Raw genomic sequence first — 18,066 nt, 5'->3', positions numbered from 1 at the left:
GCCCCAAGCGGGGGCGCGGCCGGCCGCGCAAGGGGGAGGAGGCGCCGCCCGACCCCGCCAAGGAGGTCAGGGGGCTCAGGTTCCCGCTGCTCAAGAACCCCGAGGACCTCACGGAGGGGCAGGCCTCGGCGCTCGAGGGGCTCAGGCGCTCGGGGGCGGCGCTGTGGCGCGGATACCTGCTCAAGGAGGGGCTGAGGGCGGTCTTCCGCGGCGACCCGGCGGACGCCCGCGCCTCGCTCGACCGGTGGCTCTCGTGGGCGTGCCGCTGCAGGATCCCGCAGTTCGTGGAGCTCTCGAGGAAGGTGAGGCGCAAGCGGGAGGGCGTCCTGAGGTCGGTCGAGCTCGGGGTCTCGAACGCCCGCGTCGGGGCGGTGAACAACAAGATCAAGGTGGCGATCAGGCAGGGATACGGGTTCAGGAACATCGACAACCTGATAGCGCTCTTCATGCTCAGGTGCTCGGACCTCAGGCCGGCGCTGCCGGGCAGGCCGGGAGCGTGACCCCTACCCACACGAACTCACGAAGCCTCGTTTTTCTGCTGACAGGTCTCATCGTGAAGGATGGGCAAGGGTGTCTTCGCGCCAAACTGCACGCTCCTTGCGGCTCACAATCGGAAGACGTTTTGCTATAGTCGGCTCCATGGACTGCTTGCATGAAAAAACCGGGGTCATCCTGATCAACACGGGATCTCCCGCATCGCCGGATCCCGAGGACATCCGTTCCTACCTCATCGAGTTTCTCTCCGATAGGAATATCGTCCGCGTTCCCCATGCGATATGGCTCCCCATCCTCCATGGAATCGTGGCGCGCAACCGTCCGAAGAAAACCGCCCCTCGGTATCGGCAGGTGTGGACGCCTGAGGGCGCACCCCTGCTTGTCGAGTCGCTCAAGCAGCGCGACGAGCTCAACGAACGCATGTCTCGGGAGGGGCTGCCCTTTGTTTCCGAGGTCGGCATGCGCTACGGATCACCTTCCATCGAAGATGCCGCAGCTTCGTTGAGGCGCCAGGGGTGCACGCGGCTTCTCGGGTTCCCGCTCTTTCCGCAGACGGCAACCTGCACGGTGGGCACCTGCAAGGAGCGGTTTCTGAGCGTTGTCGCCCCCTCCGAGGCGGTGGGGGTCGTCGAGGGCTATGCGGACAACCCGCTCTATTGGGGCGCGCTCGCCCGGTCGATTGCGGAGCGGTGGGAATGGCGCCCGGGAAGCAAGGTCCTGTTCTCGTTTCACTCGGTGCCCCTGAACGACGTCGAGGCGGGCGATACCTACCTCGATGAGGTTCGGGATTCGATGGGTCAGGTAGCTGATCTCCTGGGGCTTTCCGCCGACGACTGGGCCGTCGCGTACCACTCGCGCTTCGAGGATTCGCGCTCGTGGGCGACACCGCATCCCAACACGATTCTGGATACCTGGGCAGACGAGGGCGTGGACCGAATCGCCCTCGTGACGCCGGGTTTCGCGTCCGACTGCCTCGAATCGCTGTACGACATCGCGTCTGTTGCCAAGGGGCGCTTTGAGCAGCGCTGCCGTGCGCGCGGCGGGAATCCTGACGTTACCTACATCCCGGCGCTCAATCACCGGGATGACCATATCGACCTGCTGCTCGACGAGATCAAGCGGGCGCTGCGGTAGCCAAGGAGTTGGCTGGCGCGGCGCGGCAGGCGCGGGCCATGCAACAGGTTGTTGCTCGACGTGCCGGGCACCGCCGGTGACAATGGTGGTAGACCCGACCGAGAGGAGCCCTCGATGATCATGCTGAAAGATGCCCTGTCACGCCTGCGCCGCGAGCGTGGCCTCACCCAGGAGGAGCTGGCGCGTCGGCTCTAATGACGGGAGGAAGCGGCATCACCGTGCTGGTCGACGCCGACGGCAAGCCGTTGGTCACGCCGCTGGACGGGAGCGATCCCGTCGCGATGGGCCAGCTGCTCGATCGGGAGTAGCGGCGCTCCAAGTGCTTCGGGAGCCCGCGATGTCGGCGAGGGGAAACGTCTCGTCGGCATCGCGGAATCCGGGTCTCGCCGATGCGGACGGGGTGCGGTTTCGCCCTCTTCGATCGGGTCTCGAGGCGTTACCCGCTAACTGTACCCGCTAACGGTACCCAGAACTGGCAGTGAGGGCCTCAAAATGCGCCCTCACTGCCAGTTCTGGGTACCGTTAGCGGGTGTTCTACACTTACCCCGGCGTCGCGGCCGCCGCGCGACGGATGCCGCAGAGGATGTCCCTCAGGGCGGAGGCGTCGGCCTCCTTCTCCTCAAGCGTGCGTTGCGCGAGCTCCTCCGCCCGTTCGAGCTCGCCGGATGCCGCGAGCGCCGTCGCCTCCATGATGCGCGGGTCGGCTTGGGGCGCCCGGATGGAGCGGGCCGCCTCGAGCGCCTCGCCGTGCCTGCCGACCAGAACGTACTGTCCGGCAAGAACGAAGGCGGCGGCTTCGCGTTGCTCGAGGGAACCCTCTTGCCGGCAGCGTTCAAACAGCTCGATGCTGCGCGCGAGCGCGGTCTTCGCGGCGCCTTCCTGCGCCGGGGACCGTGCAGGGTCGTTCGCGGCGCAGGCTCCCTGTGCGATCTCCATGAGTGCGGACGCCACGGCGAAGGCGAGCGTGATGCTTGCGGGGTGGAGCCGCAGTGCGCGCTCGCACCGCTCGATGGCCCCAGAGATGTCGCGTCGGGCCAGCGCGTCCCGGGCGGATTCGACCAGCTCCTCGGCGTGCTCCTCGCTCACATCGGGATCGAATCCCAGCAGCTCGTCCGTCGTGATGCCGAGCATCGCCGCAAGGGGACCGAGCATCGTCACGTCCGGAAGCGTCTGGCCGGTCTCCCATTTCGAGACCGCCGCCGGGGTGAGTCCCAGCGCTTGGGCGAGGCGCTCTTGGGTGTAGCCGTGCGCCCGTCGTTTTTCTCGAATGGTCTTTGCTATGTTCAACATGGCTTTCTCCTTCTGTGGACGGTGCACGCACGTTTGAGCTCGATATCATTATCGGATGCGCCGCGGACGCGGGGTAGCGATTGTCGCTCCAGTTTGCGCCGACTCTTGTCGAGTGCGGCTCCAGTCGACGTACCCGTCTTCCGATTGAAATGCGTTCGGGGGGGGGTGCTATCATGCTGATCAACATGTCGACCGCATGTCAGGAGGAGTTTTTCCATGGGGCTTCCCTCTCATCGCCTCGATCCGCGCATGCTGCGGGTTTGGTATGCCAGTTCGCTCGCGCTCATCGCCGGAACCGTTGTGGTGGGGGCTGTCGCCACGCTGATCGTCCAGCGGCTCGGCGGGCCCGTCCTCATCCCGGTCGCCATCGCCGCCGCCCTTTTGGTCATCGAGCTGTGCGACATGGCGATCAGCCCGCGCGTTGAGTACGCGACCTGGCGCTACGAGGTCACGCCCACCGAAGTCGACCTCTACCACGGCGTGTTCGTCAAGAAGCGCGCCATCGTCCCGCTCGTGCGCGTACAGCACGTCGAGACCAAGCAGGGACCGTTTCTCAAGGCGAGCGGCCTGGCCGCCGTGCGCATCTCCACAGCGGGCGAGAGCTTCGAGATTCCCGGCCTTGCCGAAGATGATGCCAACATGCTGCGCGACCGCGTCGCCGAGCTCGCCCGTCTCGCCAAGGAGGATGTGTAGCCATGGGCGAAAAGGACAGGGCGCCCCGCCGGGTCGAAGGGGCGCCAGCGCCGCCTGCCCCCATAGCGCCGTCTGCGGAAGGTAGCGCTGACGCGGGCTTCGAGCAGGAGATCGAGCAGCTGGCAAACCCCGAGCGCTCCCTGTTCGAGGGCGCAGACCCCCAGCTGGCCGGCGTGCACCGCGGAAGCGCGCTCTCGCTCGTGTCGGGTGCGGTGAGCGGCATCGGTGCCGCCCTGGGCGTCTCCCTCATCGCAATCGTCCAGGTTCTCGGCGGCTCGACGCCTGAAAACCTGCCCGGGATCTTTGCCATCGCCGCGCTCCTCATCGCGGGAAGCGTGGTGGGGTCGGTCGTTTCCTGGCGCACGCGCACCTGGGAGCTGACCGACGCGGGCATCATGCTGCGCCACGGGCTCGTCACCGCCAAGCAGCTGCAGGTCCCCTACGAGCATATCCACACGGTGAACATGTCGTCGAGTCTGATGGAGCGCCTGTTCGGCCTCATGACGCTCGATTTGGACACGGGCGCCGCGGATAGCGAGGGCGAGGCGACGCGCATCACGGGCCTGCAGGCCGGCCTTGCCCAGGCGCTGCGAGACGAGCTGTTCCGGCGCAAGGCCGTGGTGCTTTCCGAAAGGCCCGCGGGCGATTCCGAATCAGGCGCCCCGGGGGCGACGGGGGAGGCCGCCGGGGACGCTTTCGCGCCGGCTGCCTCCGGCAGCGTCCCGGACGCATGCTTTACGCTCACGCGGGGGCAGCTGGTGGTCGCGGCGCTCACGGAGACGCGCATCGTCGCGCAGGCAGTGGCGTTTCTCATCCTCATCGTGCAGGGGATCAACTTCTTGCAGGAAAGCCGGCTCGTCAACCTTTCGGAGGCGGCGGGAAGCGTCGCGGCGCTCCCCGTGGGCCTGCTTGTCGGCAGCGCGGTGCTCTTGCTGGTGCTTTCGGTCGTGGTCGGCTTTGCGGTCTCGTTCGTCTTCAGCCTGATCGGCTTTGCTGGATACCGCGCGGAGCGCACGGGCGGACGCATCTCGGTCGAGCGCGGGCTGCTCAACCGCACGTCGCATATGGTGGCGCTCGAGCGCATCCAGTCCGTCAGTATCAATCAGGGGCTGATACGCCAGGTCATGGGGTACGCGGAGGTCCGCGCCTCCGTGGTGGGGAGCATCGGGTCGGCGGACGAGACGTCGTCTTCCGACGGGGTGGTGCTGCACCCGTTCATCCGCGTTTCCGAAATCGACGCGTTTCTCGAGGCCATCGCCCCCGAATGCGCCGGGGCGCTTGCCGCATCGCATATGGTGCGCCTTCCGCCCGCGGCGGCGCGGAGGCTGGCGTTTCGCACGGTCGTGAGGGCGCTGCTGCTTGCGGTCGTGATCGCCGGCGCGCTGTGCTGCGCGGAGCGCATGCTGCCCGCCGGAGGGGCGTGGGATGTGCTCGGCACGGTGCTTCGCGTGCTGCTCTGCGCCGTCGGCGCCGTGGTCGTCGTGAGGATGGCGGTCGGAGCCGTGCTGCGCTACCGGGACAGCCGTGTCGGGCATGACCGGACGCGGCTCGTCGCCATCGTGGGCGGCATCAAGCGTCGAACCCAGGTGGTGCCGCGATCCCGGCTCCAGCACGCGACCGCCTCGGCGTCCCCTTTCCAGCGCCGCCTGCAGCTTGGGACGTTCACCACGAAGACCGCTGCGGCAGGCGATGTGGCCCTGCGCGATTTCACCGCGGCGGATGTCGAGTCGCTTCTCGCTTGGGTCCGGCCGCATCCGTGACGGGTTGACGCTTTTGGGGACAGTCCCTTCTGGACCACGATGGCACAAATGTGCCATCGTGGTCCAGAAGGGACTGTCCCCAAAAGCGTCAACCTTCGAGGTACCGAGGAGTTCATATGGATTACCGCATCGTCGATATGCCGGCCTTTCGTCTGGCGGGGGTGGTCGCGCGCGTGCCCATGCAGTTCGAGGGGGAGAACGCGGCCATCGCCGAGCTTGCTCGCAGCATCACGCCCGGGCAACGGGCGGAGATGCATCGCTTGATGGATATGGAGCCGCGCCGCGTGATCAATGCGTCGTGGAACTCAGACACGGACTTCCAAGAGGAGTCGGGGGAGCTCACGCACCTGATCGGCGTGGCGACGACGTCGACCGAGGCGGCGGAAGGGCTCGACCTCGTTGAGATTCCTGCGCTCACCTGGGCGATCTTTTCCAGTGACGGCCCCTATCCCCAGGATATGCAGCAGACGACGGCGCGCGTCTACGGCGAGTGGCTCGCGGAGGCGCCCTACGAGCTCGACGGCTTCCGCATGTTCTCGTTCAGCGACGTGAGCGAGGACAATACGGCCTACAGCGAGATCTGGATGCCCGTGCGCCGGAAGTGACGGCGTTTGTTGGGACGGGCCGTTTTTATGCAGAGAGGGGAAGGCGCATCGTCGCTGTGGCGCCGAGGACCGCTCCGTGAGCGTCGATGCGATTCGCGAGCGTGATCGAGCCTTCGTGGGCGCGGGCGGCCTCGGCCGCGCCGAAGAGCCCGAGACCGTAGTGCCGCTCGCCGCCGGTCGTGCTGCGAGAGGAGTCGTCGGTGAAGAGCCGCTCGCAGCCGTGCTTGAGGGCGGCGGGCGAGAAGCCCGCGCCGTCGTCGCCGACCTCGATCACGAGAGAGCCGCCGTCGAGTATGCAGGAGATCTCTACACGGGAGTGCGCATGTTCGACGGCGTTGGAGACGAGGTTCGAGACGGCCCGCGTGAGCATGGTGCGGTCGAGCAGGGCGTCAGGGGCCCCTGCGACGGCGGGCTGGATGCTCGGTGCGAGCTCGATTCCCCGCGCGCGGGCGACGGGCTCGGCCTCCAGGACAACATGGCGGCAGAGCTCGACGGGCGAGACGGGGGCCTTCGCCGCGCTGCCCGCCCCGCGTGACGCCTCGATGAGCAGCCGCACGTAGCTGTCGAGGCGCTCGGCGCTCACCGCGATATCGCGGGCGGCGGCAGCGATATCGCCACGCTCGTCTTCGCGCGGCGTCTCGTCGCACTCGAGCTCCTCGGCCACGAAGTCGGCGTTGGCGCGCAGGACCGTCAGCGGCGTCTTGAGGTCGTGGGCGAGCGATGCCATCTGCTCACGTTGCGCCCGCTCCGCCTGCCAGCGGGCATCGAGCGATTCGGCGAGCGACGAGCGCATGGCGTCCATGGCGGCGAGGATGTCGTTCACCTCGCGCACGTTGGTCCGTCCGACGGAAAAGTCGAGCTCCTCCTGCCCGATGCGCACGGCGGCGTCGGCGAGCGGCCGCATCTTGCGCGAGATCACACGGCTCGCCCGGTGCGCCACGAGCGCAAGGGCGAGGGCGCTGCCCGCGATCCCGATGGCGAACATGATGTTCTGCGGGTTGGGGAGGGTCTCGGCAAGATCGCGCGACGCCCATTGCGGCAGGTATTCCGATACGAGGACGCAGGCCCCGCCGCGGGTGACGGAAAACGAGGCGAACGTGAGCCCGCCGCCTCCGCCCTCGATCGCGATGTCTTCGGACTGGGCCCCAAGGGCCGCGTCGGCCGCCTCCGCAGCATGGCCGAGCTGCGCCCCCTCAAGGTCGGTCGCCACCGTCCTCCCGGAGGCGTCCACGATTAGGTAGCGGTAGGAGGTCGGAATGTCCACAGGCTCCAGGGAATCCGCGTCCATAAGCTCCGTTGCGACGGCGCGCGCGTTGGCGGGTCCCCAGCTCGCTTCGACCACATAGCCCGTATTGATGGCGGAGGAGAGCAGCATGAACGCGGCGACCCATGTGATGCCCACGGCGACAAACGAGTAGACGAAGTACCGGGCAATGACGAATGCGAGCGGCATGCCCCGGCGTTTGCCGGCAGCTTGCGCAGATGTCAGAGCTGCCATTTGTATCCCATTCCCCATACCGTCGCGATCGGGTCTGCACCGACGGCGGCGAGCTTCTTGCGCAAGCGGCTGACCTGCATGGATATCGCCGCGTCGTCGGCGTCGCTGCTCCATCCGAGCACGGCTTCGCGAATCTGCGCGCGGCTCATGACCTGGCCGGGATGGCGCGCCAGGTGCTCGCAGATGGCGTACTCGGTGGGCGTGAGCGGCACGGTCGTCCCGCCGACGGCCAGGTCGCGGGCTTCCAGATCGAGGCGCACGTCGCCGAACGAGAGGGCGTGCGCATGGGGGCGGTGCTCCCGACGCAGGTGCGCGGCGACCTTGGCGCGCAGCTCGGACGCGCCGAAGGGCTTGCGGACGTAGTCGTCTGCGCCCAGCCCATAGCCGCTGACGGCGTCCTCTTCGGCGACCTTGGCGGTGAGGAAGAGGATGGGGCCGTCGAAGAGCGGCCGGATGCGCCGCACGAGCTCGAAGCCGTCGAGGTTCGGCATCATGACGTCGCACAGGATGAGGTCGAAGCGGGCGAGGTTCATGTCCAGGACCTGCGCAGGATCGCTCTCTTTGACGATCTCGTGGCCGTCTTTGCCGAGTATCCGCGCAAGGACGTCGAGAATCGCGCGTTCGTCGTCTATCACCAATATGCGCGCCATGCGCAACCTCCCTGAATTCCTGTCGAGATTATACGTGCGGACGGGGTGCGGAGGGCAAGCAATCGGGGTATCGCCCGCCGATGCCGCGATCGGCCGCGCCTCGTCCTTACCGCCATCGTTCGAACGCTTGGCCCTGATGGGGCCAAGCGATGGGGGCTGAGCTCCAAGCCGTCCTGTCGCCCTGCGGATGACGCCGCCGGTGAACAAAACGGCCCGATTGCAGCTTTAGCCGACCCTCCGCCCCGGCCGACCTCATCCGGATTTCGATTGGACCGGCCCGCATGGGGTGAGTCGCCGGCGGAGCCGGCCGGGACGGCCGTTTGCCCCGTCTCGAAATGTGTCAAAAAACATGTATATCGAGTTTGGTGCGATTTTTCGGTGCCCTTCGCCCACATGCGCCGCACCCCTCGGCATTTGCCCAGTTGTTTCCTGCGGAAATGCTGAGGGGTGTAGCGATGGTGGGGAAATGGGCCTCAAAAATCGCACCAAACTCAGCCTACTCTCCCTGTGGGTTTTGCTCGAAGCGGATTTTTATACAGTTTCGGGATGGGAATATACATTCTGCACCTACTTCAGCGAATCTGAACGCAATCAAACAGCGTCTCCCGGGTTATCGGCGCTCGCCGAGTGCTGCGACGGCGTCGTCGGGCACGGCCGTCTCCTCGCATGCCCGGTAGTGCACGCCCGACCCTCCCCGCGCCTCGATCTCGAGCCAGCCGCTTCCGCTCGACTCGGAGCCGAAAAAGATGAGCTGGAGCTCGCGGGTGTCTCCGTTCGCGTCAGCAGCCTGCACGTCGTAGACGTAGTTCGAGCCGGCTCCCGTCGCGTCGGCATACGTGCTCACGTGGCTGCCCGGTTCAGGGGCGGGTGCCCACATGGTCACCTCGGGATAGGGGAGGATGCGGTCGGCCACGGACCGAAGCGCCGGAGCCCACCCGGTGCTGGCCAGCGCGTTTCCTCCCGCGATCGCGCCGGCCACGAGCAGCGCGATCGCCAGCAGACGGAGCATTCTGCTCTTACACATGGAGCCCCCGATCCTCGAAACGGCGGAACCACCAGGTGAACAGGGGGATGGCCGCTGCCAGGAGCACCGCGCAGGCCACGGTGGTCTCGATTGCCGCCGTGCTCACGGCTGCCGCCTGCGCGGCATCCCGCCCGACGGCGATGGCCGACTCGATGCCGAGCGAGCCCAGCCGTGCAGACCACGAGAAGGGGATCCAGCCCAAGATGCTCGGAAACGCCCCGGTGAGCTCTCCGGTCATGAGGCCGTGGGCGAGGCCGCCGATGGAGAAGAACGCGAGGAGCGTGCCCGCGGCGCCGACGCCGATGGTCGCGTTCCTGCCGAAGCGAAACGCGCAGGCGAGCTCGAGCGCGTAGAGGGGAAGGCTCCCCAGGACGCAGCCCGCCCAGGCCGTTGCGAGCACGTGGGCGCCGAGCGTCAGCCGATGCGCGGCGGCCAGCACGATGCCGAACGTCCCGAATGCTGTGGCGAGCGCACAGGCGCCCAAGAGGGAAAGCGCCGCCCATGCAGCGAGCACGGCCCTGCCGCGCGAGGGGACTGCCGTCAGGTTGGCGAGCTTGCCAGCCGAGCGCTCCTCGTCAACCGCCAGACCGCAGACGATCGACGTCATGAGCGGCATGAGCGCTCCGAGGAACTGCGCGTACGCGTCGGCTCCCATGGAGGCGTCCCATGCTGCGACGGAGAAGTACTCGCCGCAGGCCAGGCCGCCCGCAAGCCCGCATAGCAGGTGCAGCCAGATGAGCAGGGATCGGGAGAGGCGCAGAAGCTCGGAGCGCAGGGAGCTCGCAAGCGACATGCGCGGGAGCGCGTCGTTCGCCATGTCCATCACCTCTCTTCCGAGTGCGCGAACCAGGTTGCCGTCGCTGCCGTGAGCACCGCGAACGCGATCGCGCACACGGCGAGGCCCGCAACCGTGAGCATGCTGTCGGCAGCCAGCGCCCCGCCGAGTGCCATGTCCGCGGAGAGCGGTTCGCCGCTTGGCAGCACGGGGATGAAGCTCGTCGGGATGACCGTCGAGGCCGATGGCGGGAAGAGCTGCGGCAGCGGGATGACGGACCATGCGAATGCGCCGACGAGCTGCACGGCAAGCGGGATGAACACGCCCGCGAGCATGCCCGCGCGCACCGTGAAGAAAAGCCCGGCGGGAATCATCCATGCCGCGGTGAGCGTGTTGACGCCCGCGCAGCAGAGCATCGTGGCAGCTCCCGCAGCGGTGACGCCCTGCGCTGAGAAGGCGGAGCCGGCAAGGTACAGGGCGAAGACGACGAGGTTCGAGAGCGCGAGCAGCGCCAGGCACCAGACCGCTTTCGCCCACCACGCGCGTCCGAGCGGCACGCCGAGACCGAAGGCGCCCCTCATGTGCATGCGCGCGTCGGCTTGGGCGACGCAGGCGACCAGAAGCGAGAGGGCGATGGGCAAAAACAGCGTGTACCAGTAGTTCCATGCGCTGAAGGACTGGTAGCCGTGGACGGGCATCGCGCCCAGAAGCGGCATGGGCAGTGCCATGAGGACGGCGATGCGCGCGGGCGCGGCATGGCGGAACTTCAGCGCCTCGGCGCGCAGGGTCGATGCGAACGTGACGCTCATGCGGCATGCACCCCCGATCCGGCGGCGCGGCCCGCCCGGCAGACGCTCATGAAGAGCTGCTCGAGGTCCTGGTCCGCTCGGAGCCGGTCCTCGTAGGCGAGGCGCCCGCGGTAGATGATGCCGACCGAGTCCGCCATCTGCTGCACTTCGGAGAGGATGTGGCTCGAGACGAGCACGGTCGTGCCCGCTGCCGCGAAGCCCCGGATCTGGTCGCGCAGCTCCTCGATGCCGATGGGGTCGAGCCCGTTGGTGGGCTCGTCGAGCACGAGAAGGCGCGGGCGGGAGAGCAGCGCGAGCGCGAGCCCCAGCCGCTGCTTCATGCCCATCGAGAACCGGCCCGCGCGCTTGTTCCCGGTATCGGCAAGGTCCACGAGCCCGAGCACCTCATCGATGCGCGATGCGGGCAGGCCGAGCATGGTCGTGCGCACGCGCAGGTTCTCGCGCGCGGAGAGGTTGGGGTAGAGCGGCGCCTCCTCGATGAGGGAGCCGATCGCGTACAGGTCGTCGCGGCACCACGGATGCCCGTCGACGATGATCTCCCCTTCGGTCGGGCGGAGCATACCGCAGATCATCTTGAGCGTGGTCGATTTGCCCGCGCCGTTGGGTCCGAGCAGGCCGTACACCTCGCCCTCGCGAATGTGTAGGTTCACGTCGGTCACGGCTGCCTGCGCGTCGGCGTTCCGTCCGAAGCGCTTGGTCAGCCCGCGTGTCTCGAGCATAAAGCCCATGGGAGTCTCCTTTCTCCTTCGGTTCATCTCCCATGGTGGAGGCCGATTCTAACGAAGCCATAACGACTCTGCTGCTTTTGGGGACAGTCCCTTTTGGACCGCGATGGCGCATGTGCGCCATCGCGGTCCAAAAGGGACTGTCCCCAAAAGCAGCAGGCCCCAAAGGAAGCATTGCGGCTGTCTGCGCGCGCGGGTATCCTAATTCAGCTCTACACCCGACACCGGAGAGGCATCCCGTGGATATCATCGCGACTCTGGCCGAGGAGCTCGGCCTCAAGAAGACGGCGGTCCAGGCGGCCGTCGACCTGATCGACGAGGGCAACACGATTCCCTTCATCGCGCGCTACCGCAAAGAGGCGACGGGAGGCATGGACGACGTGGCGCTGCGCGCGCTCGAGGACCGCCTCGCGTACCTGCGCAACCTCGAGCAGCGAAAAGAGGACGTCATCGCGCTCATCTCCGCGGCGGGAAAGCTCACGCCGGAGCTCGAGGCCGAGATCCGCGCCGCCGAGCAGCTGCAGCGCGTGGAGGACCTCTACAAGCCGTACCGCAAGAAGCGCATGACGCGCGCGTCGAAGGCGCGCGAGGCGGGCCTCGAGCCGCTTGCAAACATGATCATCATGCAGGCGGCGACCAAGGGTACGGCGCTCGAGGCGGCTGCGGAGTACGTGAACGAGGAGGCGGGATTCGATACGCCCGAGCGCGCGCTGGCGGGCGCCTCGGACATCGTGGCCGAGGTGGTCGCGGAGGATGCGGAAAACGTCGCCGACCTGCGCTCTTTCACGGAGGGGACGGGCGAGATCGTCTCTTTGGCAGTCGATGCGGACGAGAAGACGCCGTACGAGCCCTATTACGATTTCGCCGAGCCGGTGCGCAAGATCCCCAACCACCGCATCCTCGCCATCGACCGCGGCGAGCGCGAGGACAAGCTCCGCGTCCGCGTGCGGGTCGATGTCGACGCCGCCATCGCGCGCCTGGGGAGCCGCTGGCCGCGCCGCTCCGGCGTGTTCGCGCCGGTGCTGGACGCCGCCGTCGCCGACGGCTACAAGCGCCTGATGGCGCCCTCCCTCGAGCGCGAGGTCCGCGCCAAGCTCACGGTGCGCGCCCAGATGGACGCCATCAAGGTGTTCGGCAAGAACCTCGAGAGCCTGCTGTCCGCGCGCCCGGTGCGCGGTGCGCGCATCATCTCGCTCGATCCCGGGTACCGCACCGGCTGCAAGGTGGCGGTGCTCGACGAGACGGGCAAGCTTCTCGACCACGGCGTCGTGTACCCGACCCCGCCCCGCCGCGACGTCGCAGGCACCAAGCGCGAGCTCGCGCGCCTCGCCAAGAAGTACGCCATCAACACCATCGTGATCGGAAACGGAACGGCGAGCCGCGAGACCGAGGAGGTCGTCTCCGAGTTCATCTCCGAGTCGGATCTCGCGCTGCGCTACACCATCGTGAACGAGGCGGGCGCGTCGGTGTACTCCGCGAGCGCGCTGGCAAGCGAGGAGTATCCCGACCTCGACGTGACGACGCGCGGCGCCATGAGCCTGGGCCGCCGCCTGCAAGACCCGCTCGCCGAGCTCGTGAAGATCCCGCCGCAGTCCATCGGCGTAGGCCAGTACCAGCACGACCTTGACCAGGTTGAGCTGGCGCGCACGCTCGGCAACGTGGTCGAGGACGTCGTGAACCGCGTGGGCGTCGATGTGAACACGGCCAGCGCGAGCCTGCTCGGTTACGTGTCGGGCATCACGCCGACGGTCGCCAAAAACATCGTCGCCTACCGCGAGGAGCACGGCGCCTTCACCGACCGCAGGCAGCTGAAAGACGTGCCCAAGCTCGGGCCGAAGGCGTTCCTCAACTGCGCGGGTTTCATGCGCATCGCGGGCGGCGACAACCCGCTCGATGCCACGAGCGTGCATCCGGAGAGCTATGCGGTGGCGCGCGAGGTGCTCAAGCGCGCGGGAGTGACCGCAGCCGACCTGGCGCACGGCGGCATTCCCGATATCGAGAAGCGCGTGGGAAGCGTGTCGGCGCTGGCCGGCGAGGTGGGCTGCGGCGTGCTGACGCTGCTCGACATCATCTCCGAGCTGGAGAAACCCGGCCGCGACCCGCGCGACAACGCGCCCGAGGTCGTGTTCAGCAAGGCGGCGCGCACGCTGGACGACCTCGAGGTCGGCATGGAGCTCACCGGAACCGTGCGCAACGTCGTCGACTTCGGCGCCTTCGTCGACGTGGGGGTCCATCAGGACGGCCTGGTCCACATCTCCAAGCTGTCGCGCTCGTTCGTGAAGCACCCGAGCGATGTGGTCGCGGTGGGCGACACCGTCAAGGTCTGGGTCGAGCGCATCGACCGCGAGCGCGGGAAGATCTCGCTGACCATGGTCCCCGGCAAATAGCCGGCACTTGTTGGGACGGGTTGGTTGGGGACGGGTTCGTTTCAACCCATGGCGGTGCGCTGCACCGGCATGGGTTGAAACGAACCCGTCCCCAACCAACCCGTCCTGCGGGATGCTACCATTGAACCATCGGTTCAAGCAGGAGGTATATGGTGGCAAGGAAACGCAGCGGGCTGTCCGTCCCCGTCATCGTCGTCGCGCTCCTGCTGGTGATCGGCGCCTTCTCCGGTGAGCCGAGCGCGAGCTCCGCCCGCGATCAAGCGGCCACGCCGGCAACCGAGCAGGTGCAGGCCGCCCCCGCATCGCCCGAGAGCCCCGATCCGCAGACTCCTGCCGCATCGACGCCGTCGGAGGCCCCGGCAGCGTCCGAGACGCCGGCATCCCCGGGTACCCCGGATGCGCCGGCGCAGCAGGCCCAGGCATTCGACTATGCACAGGTCCCGCCCTATGCGGGAAGCCCCTATGCGGAGGTCGACGGCAACGTGCCGGCCCTTTCGGCCGAAGATGCCGTCGGCGCGCCGGCGGAGTCCTACGCCCCGCTCGACGCGCTCGGCCGCTGCGGTGCCGCGTTCGCCATCGTGAGCCTGGACACCATGCCCACCGAGGAGCGCGGAAGCATCGGCATGATCCGTCCCTCCGGCTGGCATACGGTGCGCTACGACGACCTGGTCGATGGCCGCTACCTCTATAACCGTTGCCATCTGCTCGGATTCCAGCTGACGGCGGAAAACGCCAACGAGCGCAACCTCATCACCGGCACGCGCTACATGAACGTCGAGGGCATGCTCCCGTTCGAGAACGAGGTCGCCTCCTATGTGGAGCGCACCGGCAACCGCGTGCTCATGCGCTCCACGCCGGTGTTCGTGGGAGACGAGCTGGTCGCGCGCGGCGTGCACCTGGAGGCCCTGTCCATCGACGACGGGGGCGCGGGCGTCTCGTTCAACGTGTTCTGCTACAACGTGCAGCCGGGTATCGAGATCGACTACGCCACGGGCGACAGCCGCGCGCAACAGCAGACACAGCCCGCATCGCCCGAGGCTCCGGCGCCGCAGGTGACCTATATCCTCAACACGAACTCCCGCAAGTTCCACTATCCGGACTGCCATTCGGTCGACCAGATGGCCGAGCACAACAAGCGCGAGGTCACCGACACCCGCGACAACCTCATCGCGCAGGGGTACGAGCCCTGCGGCAACTGCAATCCATAGCACCTTCCATAGGGGGTGAAAAAGCCCGCCTTGTCAGACGGACCCCTCCTTCCGTAATTCGCAACCCTTTCCTAAGCCGCGCTTCATAATTTCCCATATAACTCATGGGTAATAAATCACTATCTACAATCCATGTGTTTGGATGGCGCAAGGCTGCCCAAACAGGAAAGGGGTGGCCCTATGTGCACGGGCATCCGATTTGCCGATCCAGCGGGAACCATGTATTTCGGTCGAAACCTCGACTGGACGACCAGCTACGGCGAGCGCGTGGTGGTGACGCCACCTGCCGCCAAGGTGCCCGTCGCCTTCGAGCGCGCAGGCGACCCCGAGCGCGGGCATGCGGTCATCGGCATGGGCATCATCGTCGAGGGCATCCCCCTGTACTTCGACTGCGGCAACGACGCGGGCCTGGCGGTGGCGGGCCTCAACTTCCCGCAGAGCGCGCACTATGCGACGGAGCCGGCACTGACCGGCGTGAACGTCGCCGCGTATGAGTTCCCGTTCTGGGTCGCGCGCAATTTCGCCACCCTGGACGAGGTGCGCGCCGCGCTCGAGAACGTGACCGTCGTCGCCCGGGCCGTCAACGACGAGCTGCCGGTGGCGAACCTCCACTGGATCATCGGCGATGAGACGGGCAGCATCGCGGTCGAGTGCCTGGAGGACGGCATGCGCGTCTGGGAGGACGACGTCGACGTGCTCACCAACGAGCCGACGTTTTGCTGGCACCGTCAAAACCTGCGCAACTACATCTCGCTCACCGAGGACGAGCCCGCGCGCGTCACGTGGGACAAAGCCGAGCTCATCCCGTTCGGCTCCGGCCCCGGCATGCAGGGGATCCCGGGCGACTACAGCGGCCCGGCTCGATTCGTGAAGGCGGCTTTCGTCAACGGCCACTACCCCGAGCAGGCGTCCGAGGCCGATAACGTCACGCGCCTGTTCCGCACGCTCGGCTCGGTCGCCGTGCCCGACGGCTGCGCCCGCATGGCCGACGGTTCGTATGAGAAGACGCTCTACACGAGCGGGTTCTCCTCGGCGCGGTGCACGTACTACCACGCCTCCTACGACGATCCGCAGATCAGGGCCTATCCGCTGTCCTCCTGTGACCTGTCGGGCGCGCGCCCCTTCGTCATGCCCGATGCGGCATAGGGGCGCCCTGCCATCGTTTCGCGCCGGGCGATCCGCGCCGGGCGCGGACATATATACGCGTTCGAATGAAAAGGAATCGACATGAACGCAGCAACCATACGGACGGCGCCGGCGGGCAAGGAGCGCTTCGCCGTCCTGCCGATCGTCATCTTGATCTTGGCCCAGATGGGGGCGACCGGCGACAACGGCGCCCTGTCGCTCGCCACCTCGGCGCTTACCGGCGACCTTGGCGCCACCACGTCTGAAATCCAGCTCGCCAACATGATCTACCCGCTCGTCGGCGGCGCCTTCATGATTGCGGGCGGCTTGGCGGGCACGATCGTCGGCTGGAAGAAGACCTTCCGCATCGGGACCGTGCTGTGCGCGGTGGGCGAGGCGGCGCTGGCGGCGGCTCCCAACATGGCGGTCTTCATCTGGGTGGGACGCGTGCTCGTCGGCTTTGGCGCGAGCTTCATGATCCCCTCGGTGCTGGGGCTCATCCCGCTGCTGTACCGCGGGGGCAACCGGGCGGTCGCGTTCGGCTGCATCGGCGCCGCCTCAGGGCTGTCGGCCGTGCTGCCGCTCATGCTCGGCGTGGTGATGGAGGTCTCGGGCATGCGCGTCACGTTCCTCGTGCTCAGCGCCTATTTCCTCATGGTCTTTCTCGTCTCGTTCCGCTTGCCGGCCATCAACCAGGAGGACGAGAGGCTCAAATTCGACGTCGTCGGCGTGGCGCTCGCCGCAACGGGCCTGTTCTTGTTCCTCATCGGTCTGTCGGGCATCTCCTCGTGGGGCCTGATCACGCCGTTCGAGGGATGCCCCTTCACCGTGTTCGGCATCTCTCCGGCGCTGCCGCTCGTCGCGCTCGGCCTCGTAGTACTCGCCGCGCTGGTCCTGGTCGAGCCGCGGGTGGAGCGCGCGAACGGCATCGCGCTGCTGCCCAGCTCGTTTTTGAGCACTCCGCAGGTGCTTGCCGGCCTCGCCGCCAACGCGCTGACGTTTTTCTTCATGGGCGCGCAGTCCATCCTGATGTCGCCGTACCTGCAGCTCGTCGCCGGCTGGACCCCGGTCGACGTGGGCCTGATCTCCATCGTGACCGGCGTGCCGACGTTTGCGCTGGCGCTCGGCATCCCCAAGCTCGCGCCGCGGGCGAATCCGCGCCACGTCATCCAGATCGGGTACGCGGCGATGGCGGTCGCGCTCGGCATCATGGGGTCGTCCGTCACCATCGACGGCGCGAGCACCGTCGGCGTGTACCTGGGCGCCTTCGTCGCTGGCGTGGGCGCAGGAACGGTGTCGTCCCACGCGAGCAACATCGTGGCGCTCGCGCTGCCCGAGCGCGACGCCTCCCAGTCCGGCGGCATCCAGAGCACCATGCGCAACGTGGGCCAGGCCATCGGCGTGGCGCTGCTCGGCGCCGTGCTGCTGTTCGGCATCACGAGCACCGTGCGCGTGAAGGCCGGCGAGGACACCGCGATCTCGGGCGACGTCGATCGTCAGCTCGAGGGCATGACGCTCAACCTCGGCAGCGATCGCGAGTTCGAGCAGCAGATCGCGGGCATCGACATGACCGACGCCGAGCGCCGCGCCCTCGTGGATATTCAGGCGCAGGCGCGGTTCGAGTCGACGCGCATCGCCTACGCCGTGGGCGCGGTCATCGTGCTGCTCGGCTTGGCGACGACCCCGGCGATCAAGATCACATCCAAGCAGGAGTCCCTGCAGGGCCGTTAGCGGTCAGGTCGCTTGTCCTCCTTACGAGTTCCGGGGCATTCCCCGGGCGGATCTGCAACCATATGAGCCTTGATGCGACAGCTCGCAGATCCGCCCGGGGGAGGCCCCGGATCTTCTGTCCGGTAAAAGAACACGGCCCGCGTCGCCCCGGCTGCAC

The 18,066-nt window shown here is 67.4% G+C and carries 16 protein-coding genes; 9 read left to right on the top strand and 7 right to left on the bottom strand.

Annotation, left to right across the window (positions count from 1 at the left end):
- Together BN3789_RS09165 and hemH are read left to right on the top strand one after the other, a co-directional pair.
- Window positions 1-500 (top strand): transposase (locus BN3789_RS09165; protein ID WP_147569660.1); only part of this gene is annotated, 500 nt, incomplete at its 5' end.
- Window positions 501-639: 139 nt separating this feature from the next.
- Window positions 640-1,629, top strand: coding sequence for a ferrochelatase (gene hemH, locus BN3789_RS09160; RefSeq protein ID WP_066833349.1), 990 nt, complete (start codon window positions 640-642; stop codon window positions 1,627-1,629).
- Between the two features lie 540 nt (window positions 1,630-2,169).
- Here hemH and BN3789_RS09155 read toward each other — a convergent pair.
- Window positions 2,170-2,919, bottom strand: a complete 750-nt coding sequence (locus tag BN3789_RS09155; protein WP_066833346.1) for a helix-turn-helix domain-containing protein — start codon at window positions 2,917-2,919, stop codon at window positions 2,170-2,172.
- Between the two features lie 216 nt (window positions 2,920-3,135).
- Between BN3789_RS09155 and BN3789_RS09150 the strand changes: the two genes are divergently transcribed.
- The 3 genes from BN3789_RS09150 (at window position 3,136) to BN3789_RS09140 (ending at window position 5,977) form a co-directional block, all read left to right on the top strand.
- A complete protein-coding gene (locus BN3789_RS09150; RefSeq protein WP_066833343.1) occupies window positions 3,136-3,612 on the top strand; it encodes a PH domain-containing protein in 477 nt (158 codons plus the stop codon).
- A 2-nt stretch (window positions 3,613-3,614) separates the two neighbouring features.
- Window positions 3,615-5,372, top strand: coding sequence for a PH domain-containing protein (locus BN3789_RS09145; protein WP_066833340.1), 1,758 nt, complete (start codon window positions 3,615-3,617; stop codon window positions 5,370-5,372).
- 116 nt (window positions 5,373-5,488) lie between these two features.
- Window positions 5,489-5,977, top strand: a complete 489-nt coding sequence (locus BN3789_RS09140; RefSeq protein WP_066833337.1) for a GyrI-like domain-containing protein — start codon at window positions 5,489-5,491, stop codon at window positions 5,975-5,977.
- Between the two features lie 25 nt (window positions 5,978-6,002).
- Here the strand turns inward: BN3789_RS09140 and BN3789_RS09135 are convergent, their stop codons facing one another.
- From BN3789_RS09135 to BN3789_RS09110, 6 genes are all read right to left on the bottom strand, one after another.
- On the bottom strand, window positions 6,003-7,475 hold the full coding sequence (locus BN3789_RS09135) for a sensor histidine kinase (RefSeq protein WP_161939000.1): 1,473 nt from the start codon (window positions 7,473-7,475) through the stop codon (window positions 6,003-6,005).
- Window positions 7,463-8,125, bottom strand: a complete 663-nt coding sequence (locus BN3789_RS09130) for a response regulator transcription factor (RefSeq protein WP_066833335.1) — start codon at window positions 8,123-8,125, stop codon at window positions 7,463-7,465. Before BN3789_RS09130 ends, BN3789_RS09135 begins: the two co-directional genes overlap by 13 nt.
- Before the next feature lie 610 nt (window positions 8,126-8,735).
- The gene (locus BN3789_RS09125) at window positions 8,736-9,149 is read right to left on the bottom strand and encodes a hypothetical protein (protein WP_147569658.1); all 414 of its coding nucleotides are present in this window, start codon (window positions 9,147-9,149) and stop codon (window positions 8,736-8,738) included.
- Window positions 9,142-9,966: an ABC-2 family transporter permease gene (locus BN3789_RS09120; protein WP_147569656.1), complete on the bottom strand. Its 825-nt coding sequence runs from the start codon at window positions 9,964-9,966 to the stop codon at window positions 9,142-9,144. The genes BN3789_RS09125 and BN3789_RS09120 overlap by 8 nt, the downstream gene beginning before the upstream one ends.
- A 5-nt stretch (window positions 9,967-9,971) precedes the next feature.
- Window positions 9,972-10,733, bottom strand: a complete 762-nt coding sequence (locus BN3789_RS09115) for a lantibiotic immunity ABC transporter MutE/EpiE family permease subunit (RefSeq protein ID WP_066833327.1) — start codon at window positions 10,731-10,733, stop codon at window positions 9,972-9,974.
- Window positions 10,730-11,461 (bottom strand): lantibiotic protection ABC transporter ATP-binding protein, encoded by a 732-nt coding sequence (locus BN3789_RS09110; protein ID WP_066833324.1) that lies wholly within the window; start codon window positions 11,459-11,461, stop codon window positions 10,730-10,732. Before BN3789_RS09110 ends, BN3789_RS09115 begins: the two co-directional genes overlap by 4 nt.
- A 236-nt stretch (window positions 11,462-11,697) precedes the next feature.
- On the opposite strand from BN3789_RS09110, the gene BN3789_RS09105 reads away from it, so the two are divergent.
- The 4 genes from BN3789_RS09105 (at window position 11,698) to BN3789_RS09090 (ending at window position 17,909) form a co-directional block, all read left to right on the top strand.
- Complete coding sequence (locus tag BN3789_RS09105; protein WP_066833322.1) at window positions 11,698-13,845, top strand: Tex family protein; 2,148 nt, start codon at window positions 11,698-11,700, stop codon at window positions 13,843-13,845.
- 149 nt (window positions 13,846-13,994) lie between these two features.
- Window positions 13,995-15,053, top strand: a complete 1,059-nt coding sequence (locus BN3789_RS09100) for a DNA/RNA non-specific endonuclease (RefSeq protein ID WP_066833321.1) — start codon at window positions 13,995-13,997, stop codon at window positions 15,051-15,053.
- A gap of 180 nt (window positions 15,054-15,233) precedes the next feature.
- Window positions 15,234-16,199 (top strand): choloylglycine hydrolase, encoded by a 966-nt coding sequence (gene bsh, locus BN3789_RS09095; protein ID WP_066833318.1) that lies wholly within the window; start codon window positions 15,234-15,236, stop codon window positions 16,197-16,199.
- Window positions 16,200-16,280: 81 nt separating this feature from the next.
- Window positions 16,281-17,909: an MFS transporter gene (locus tag BN3789_RS09090; RefSeq protein WP_066833315.1), complete on the top strand. Its 1,629-nt coding sequence runs from the start codon at window positions 16,281-16,283 to the stop codon at window positions 17,907-17,909.
- Window positions 17,910-18,066 lie beyond the last annotated feature (157 nt).

This window comes from Collinsella ihumii, assembly GCF_900046475.1.
Taxonomy (GTDB): domain Bacteria; phylum Actinomycetota; class Coriobacteriia; order Coriobacteriales; family Coriobacteriaceae; genus Collinsella; species Collinsella ihumii.
This window is presented reverse-complemented; position numbering and strand designations above follow the sequence as displayed.

Excerpts from the sequence above, each read along its gene's own strand:
- hemH (WP_066833349.1), top strand. The coding sequence starts at position 640 with ATGGACTGCTTGCATGAAAAAACCGGGGTCATCCTGATCAACACGGGA.
- BN3789_RS09155 (WP_066833346.1), bottom strand. The coding sequence starts at position 2,919 with ATGTTGAACATAGCAAAGACCATTCGAGAAAAACGACGGGCGCACGGC.
- BN3789_RS09150 (WP_066833343.1), top strand. The coding sequence starts at position 3,136 with ATGGGGCTTCCCTCTCATCGCCTCGATCCGCGCATGCTGCGGGTTTGG.
- BN3789_RS09145 (WP_066833340.1), top strand. The coding sequence starts at position 3,615 with ATGGGCGAAAAGGACAGGGCGCCCCGCCGGGTCGAAGGGGCGCCAGCG.
- BN3789_RS09140 (WP_066833337.1), top strand. The coding sequence starts at position 5,489 with ATGGATTACCGCATCGTCGATATGCCGGCCTTTCGTCTGGCGGGGGTG.
- BN3789_RS09135 (WP_161939000.1), bottom strand. The coding sequence starts at position 7,475 with ATGGCAGCTCTGACATCTGCGCAAGCTGCCGGCAAACGCCGGGGCATG.
- BN3789_RS09130 (WP_066833335.1), bottom strand. The coding sequence starts at position 8,125 with ATGGCGCGCATATTGGTGATAGACGACGAACGCGCGATTCTCGACGTC.
- BN3789_RS09125 (WP_147569658.1), bottom strand. The coding sequence starts at position 9,149 with ATGTGTAAGAGCAGAATGCTCCGTCTGCTGGCGATCGCGCTGCTCGTG.
- BN3789_RS09120 (WP_147569656.1), bottom strand. The coding sequence starts at position 9,966 with ATGGCGAACGACGCGCTCCCGCGCATGTCGCTTGCGAGCTCCCTGCGC.
- BN3789_RS09115 (WP_066833327.1), bottom strand. The coding sequence starts at position 10,733 with ATGAGCGTCACGTTCGCATCGACCCTGCGCGCCGAGGCGCTGAAGTTC.
- BN3789_RS09110 (WP_066833324.1), bottom strand. The coding sequence starts at position 11,461 with ATGGGCTTTATGCTCGAGACACGCGGGCTGACCAAGCGCTTCGGACGG.
- BN3789_RS09100 (WP_066833321.1), top strand. The coding sequence starts at position 13,995 with ATGGTGGCAAGGAAACGCAGCGGGCTGTCCGTCCCCGTCATCGTCGTC.
- bsh (WP_066833318.1), top strand. The coding sequence starts at position 15,234 with ATGTGCACGGGCATCCGATTTGCCGATCCAGCGGGAACCATGTATTTC.
- BN3789_RS09090 (WP_066833315.1), top strand. The coding sequence starts at position 16,281 with ATGAACGCAGCAACCATACGGACGGCGCCGGCGGGCAAGGAGCGCTTC.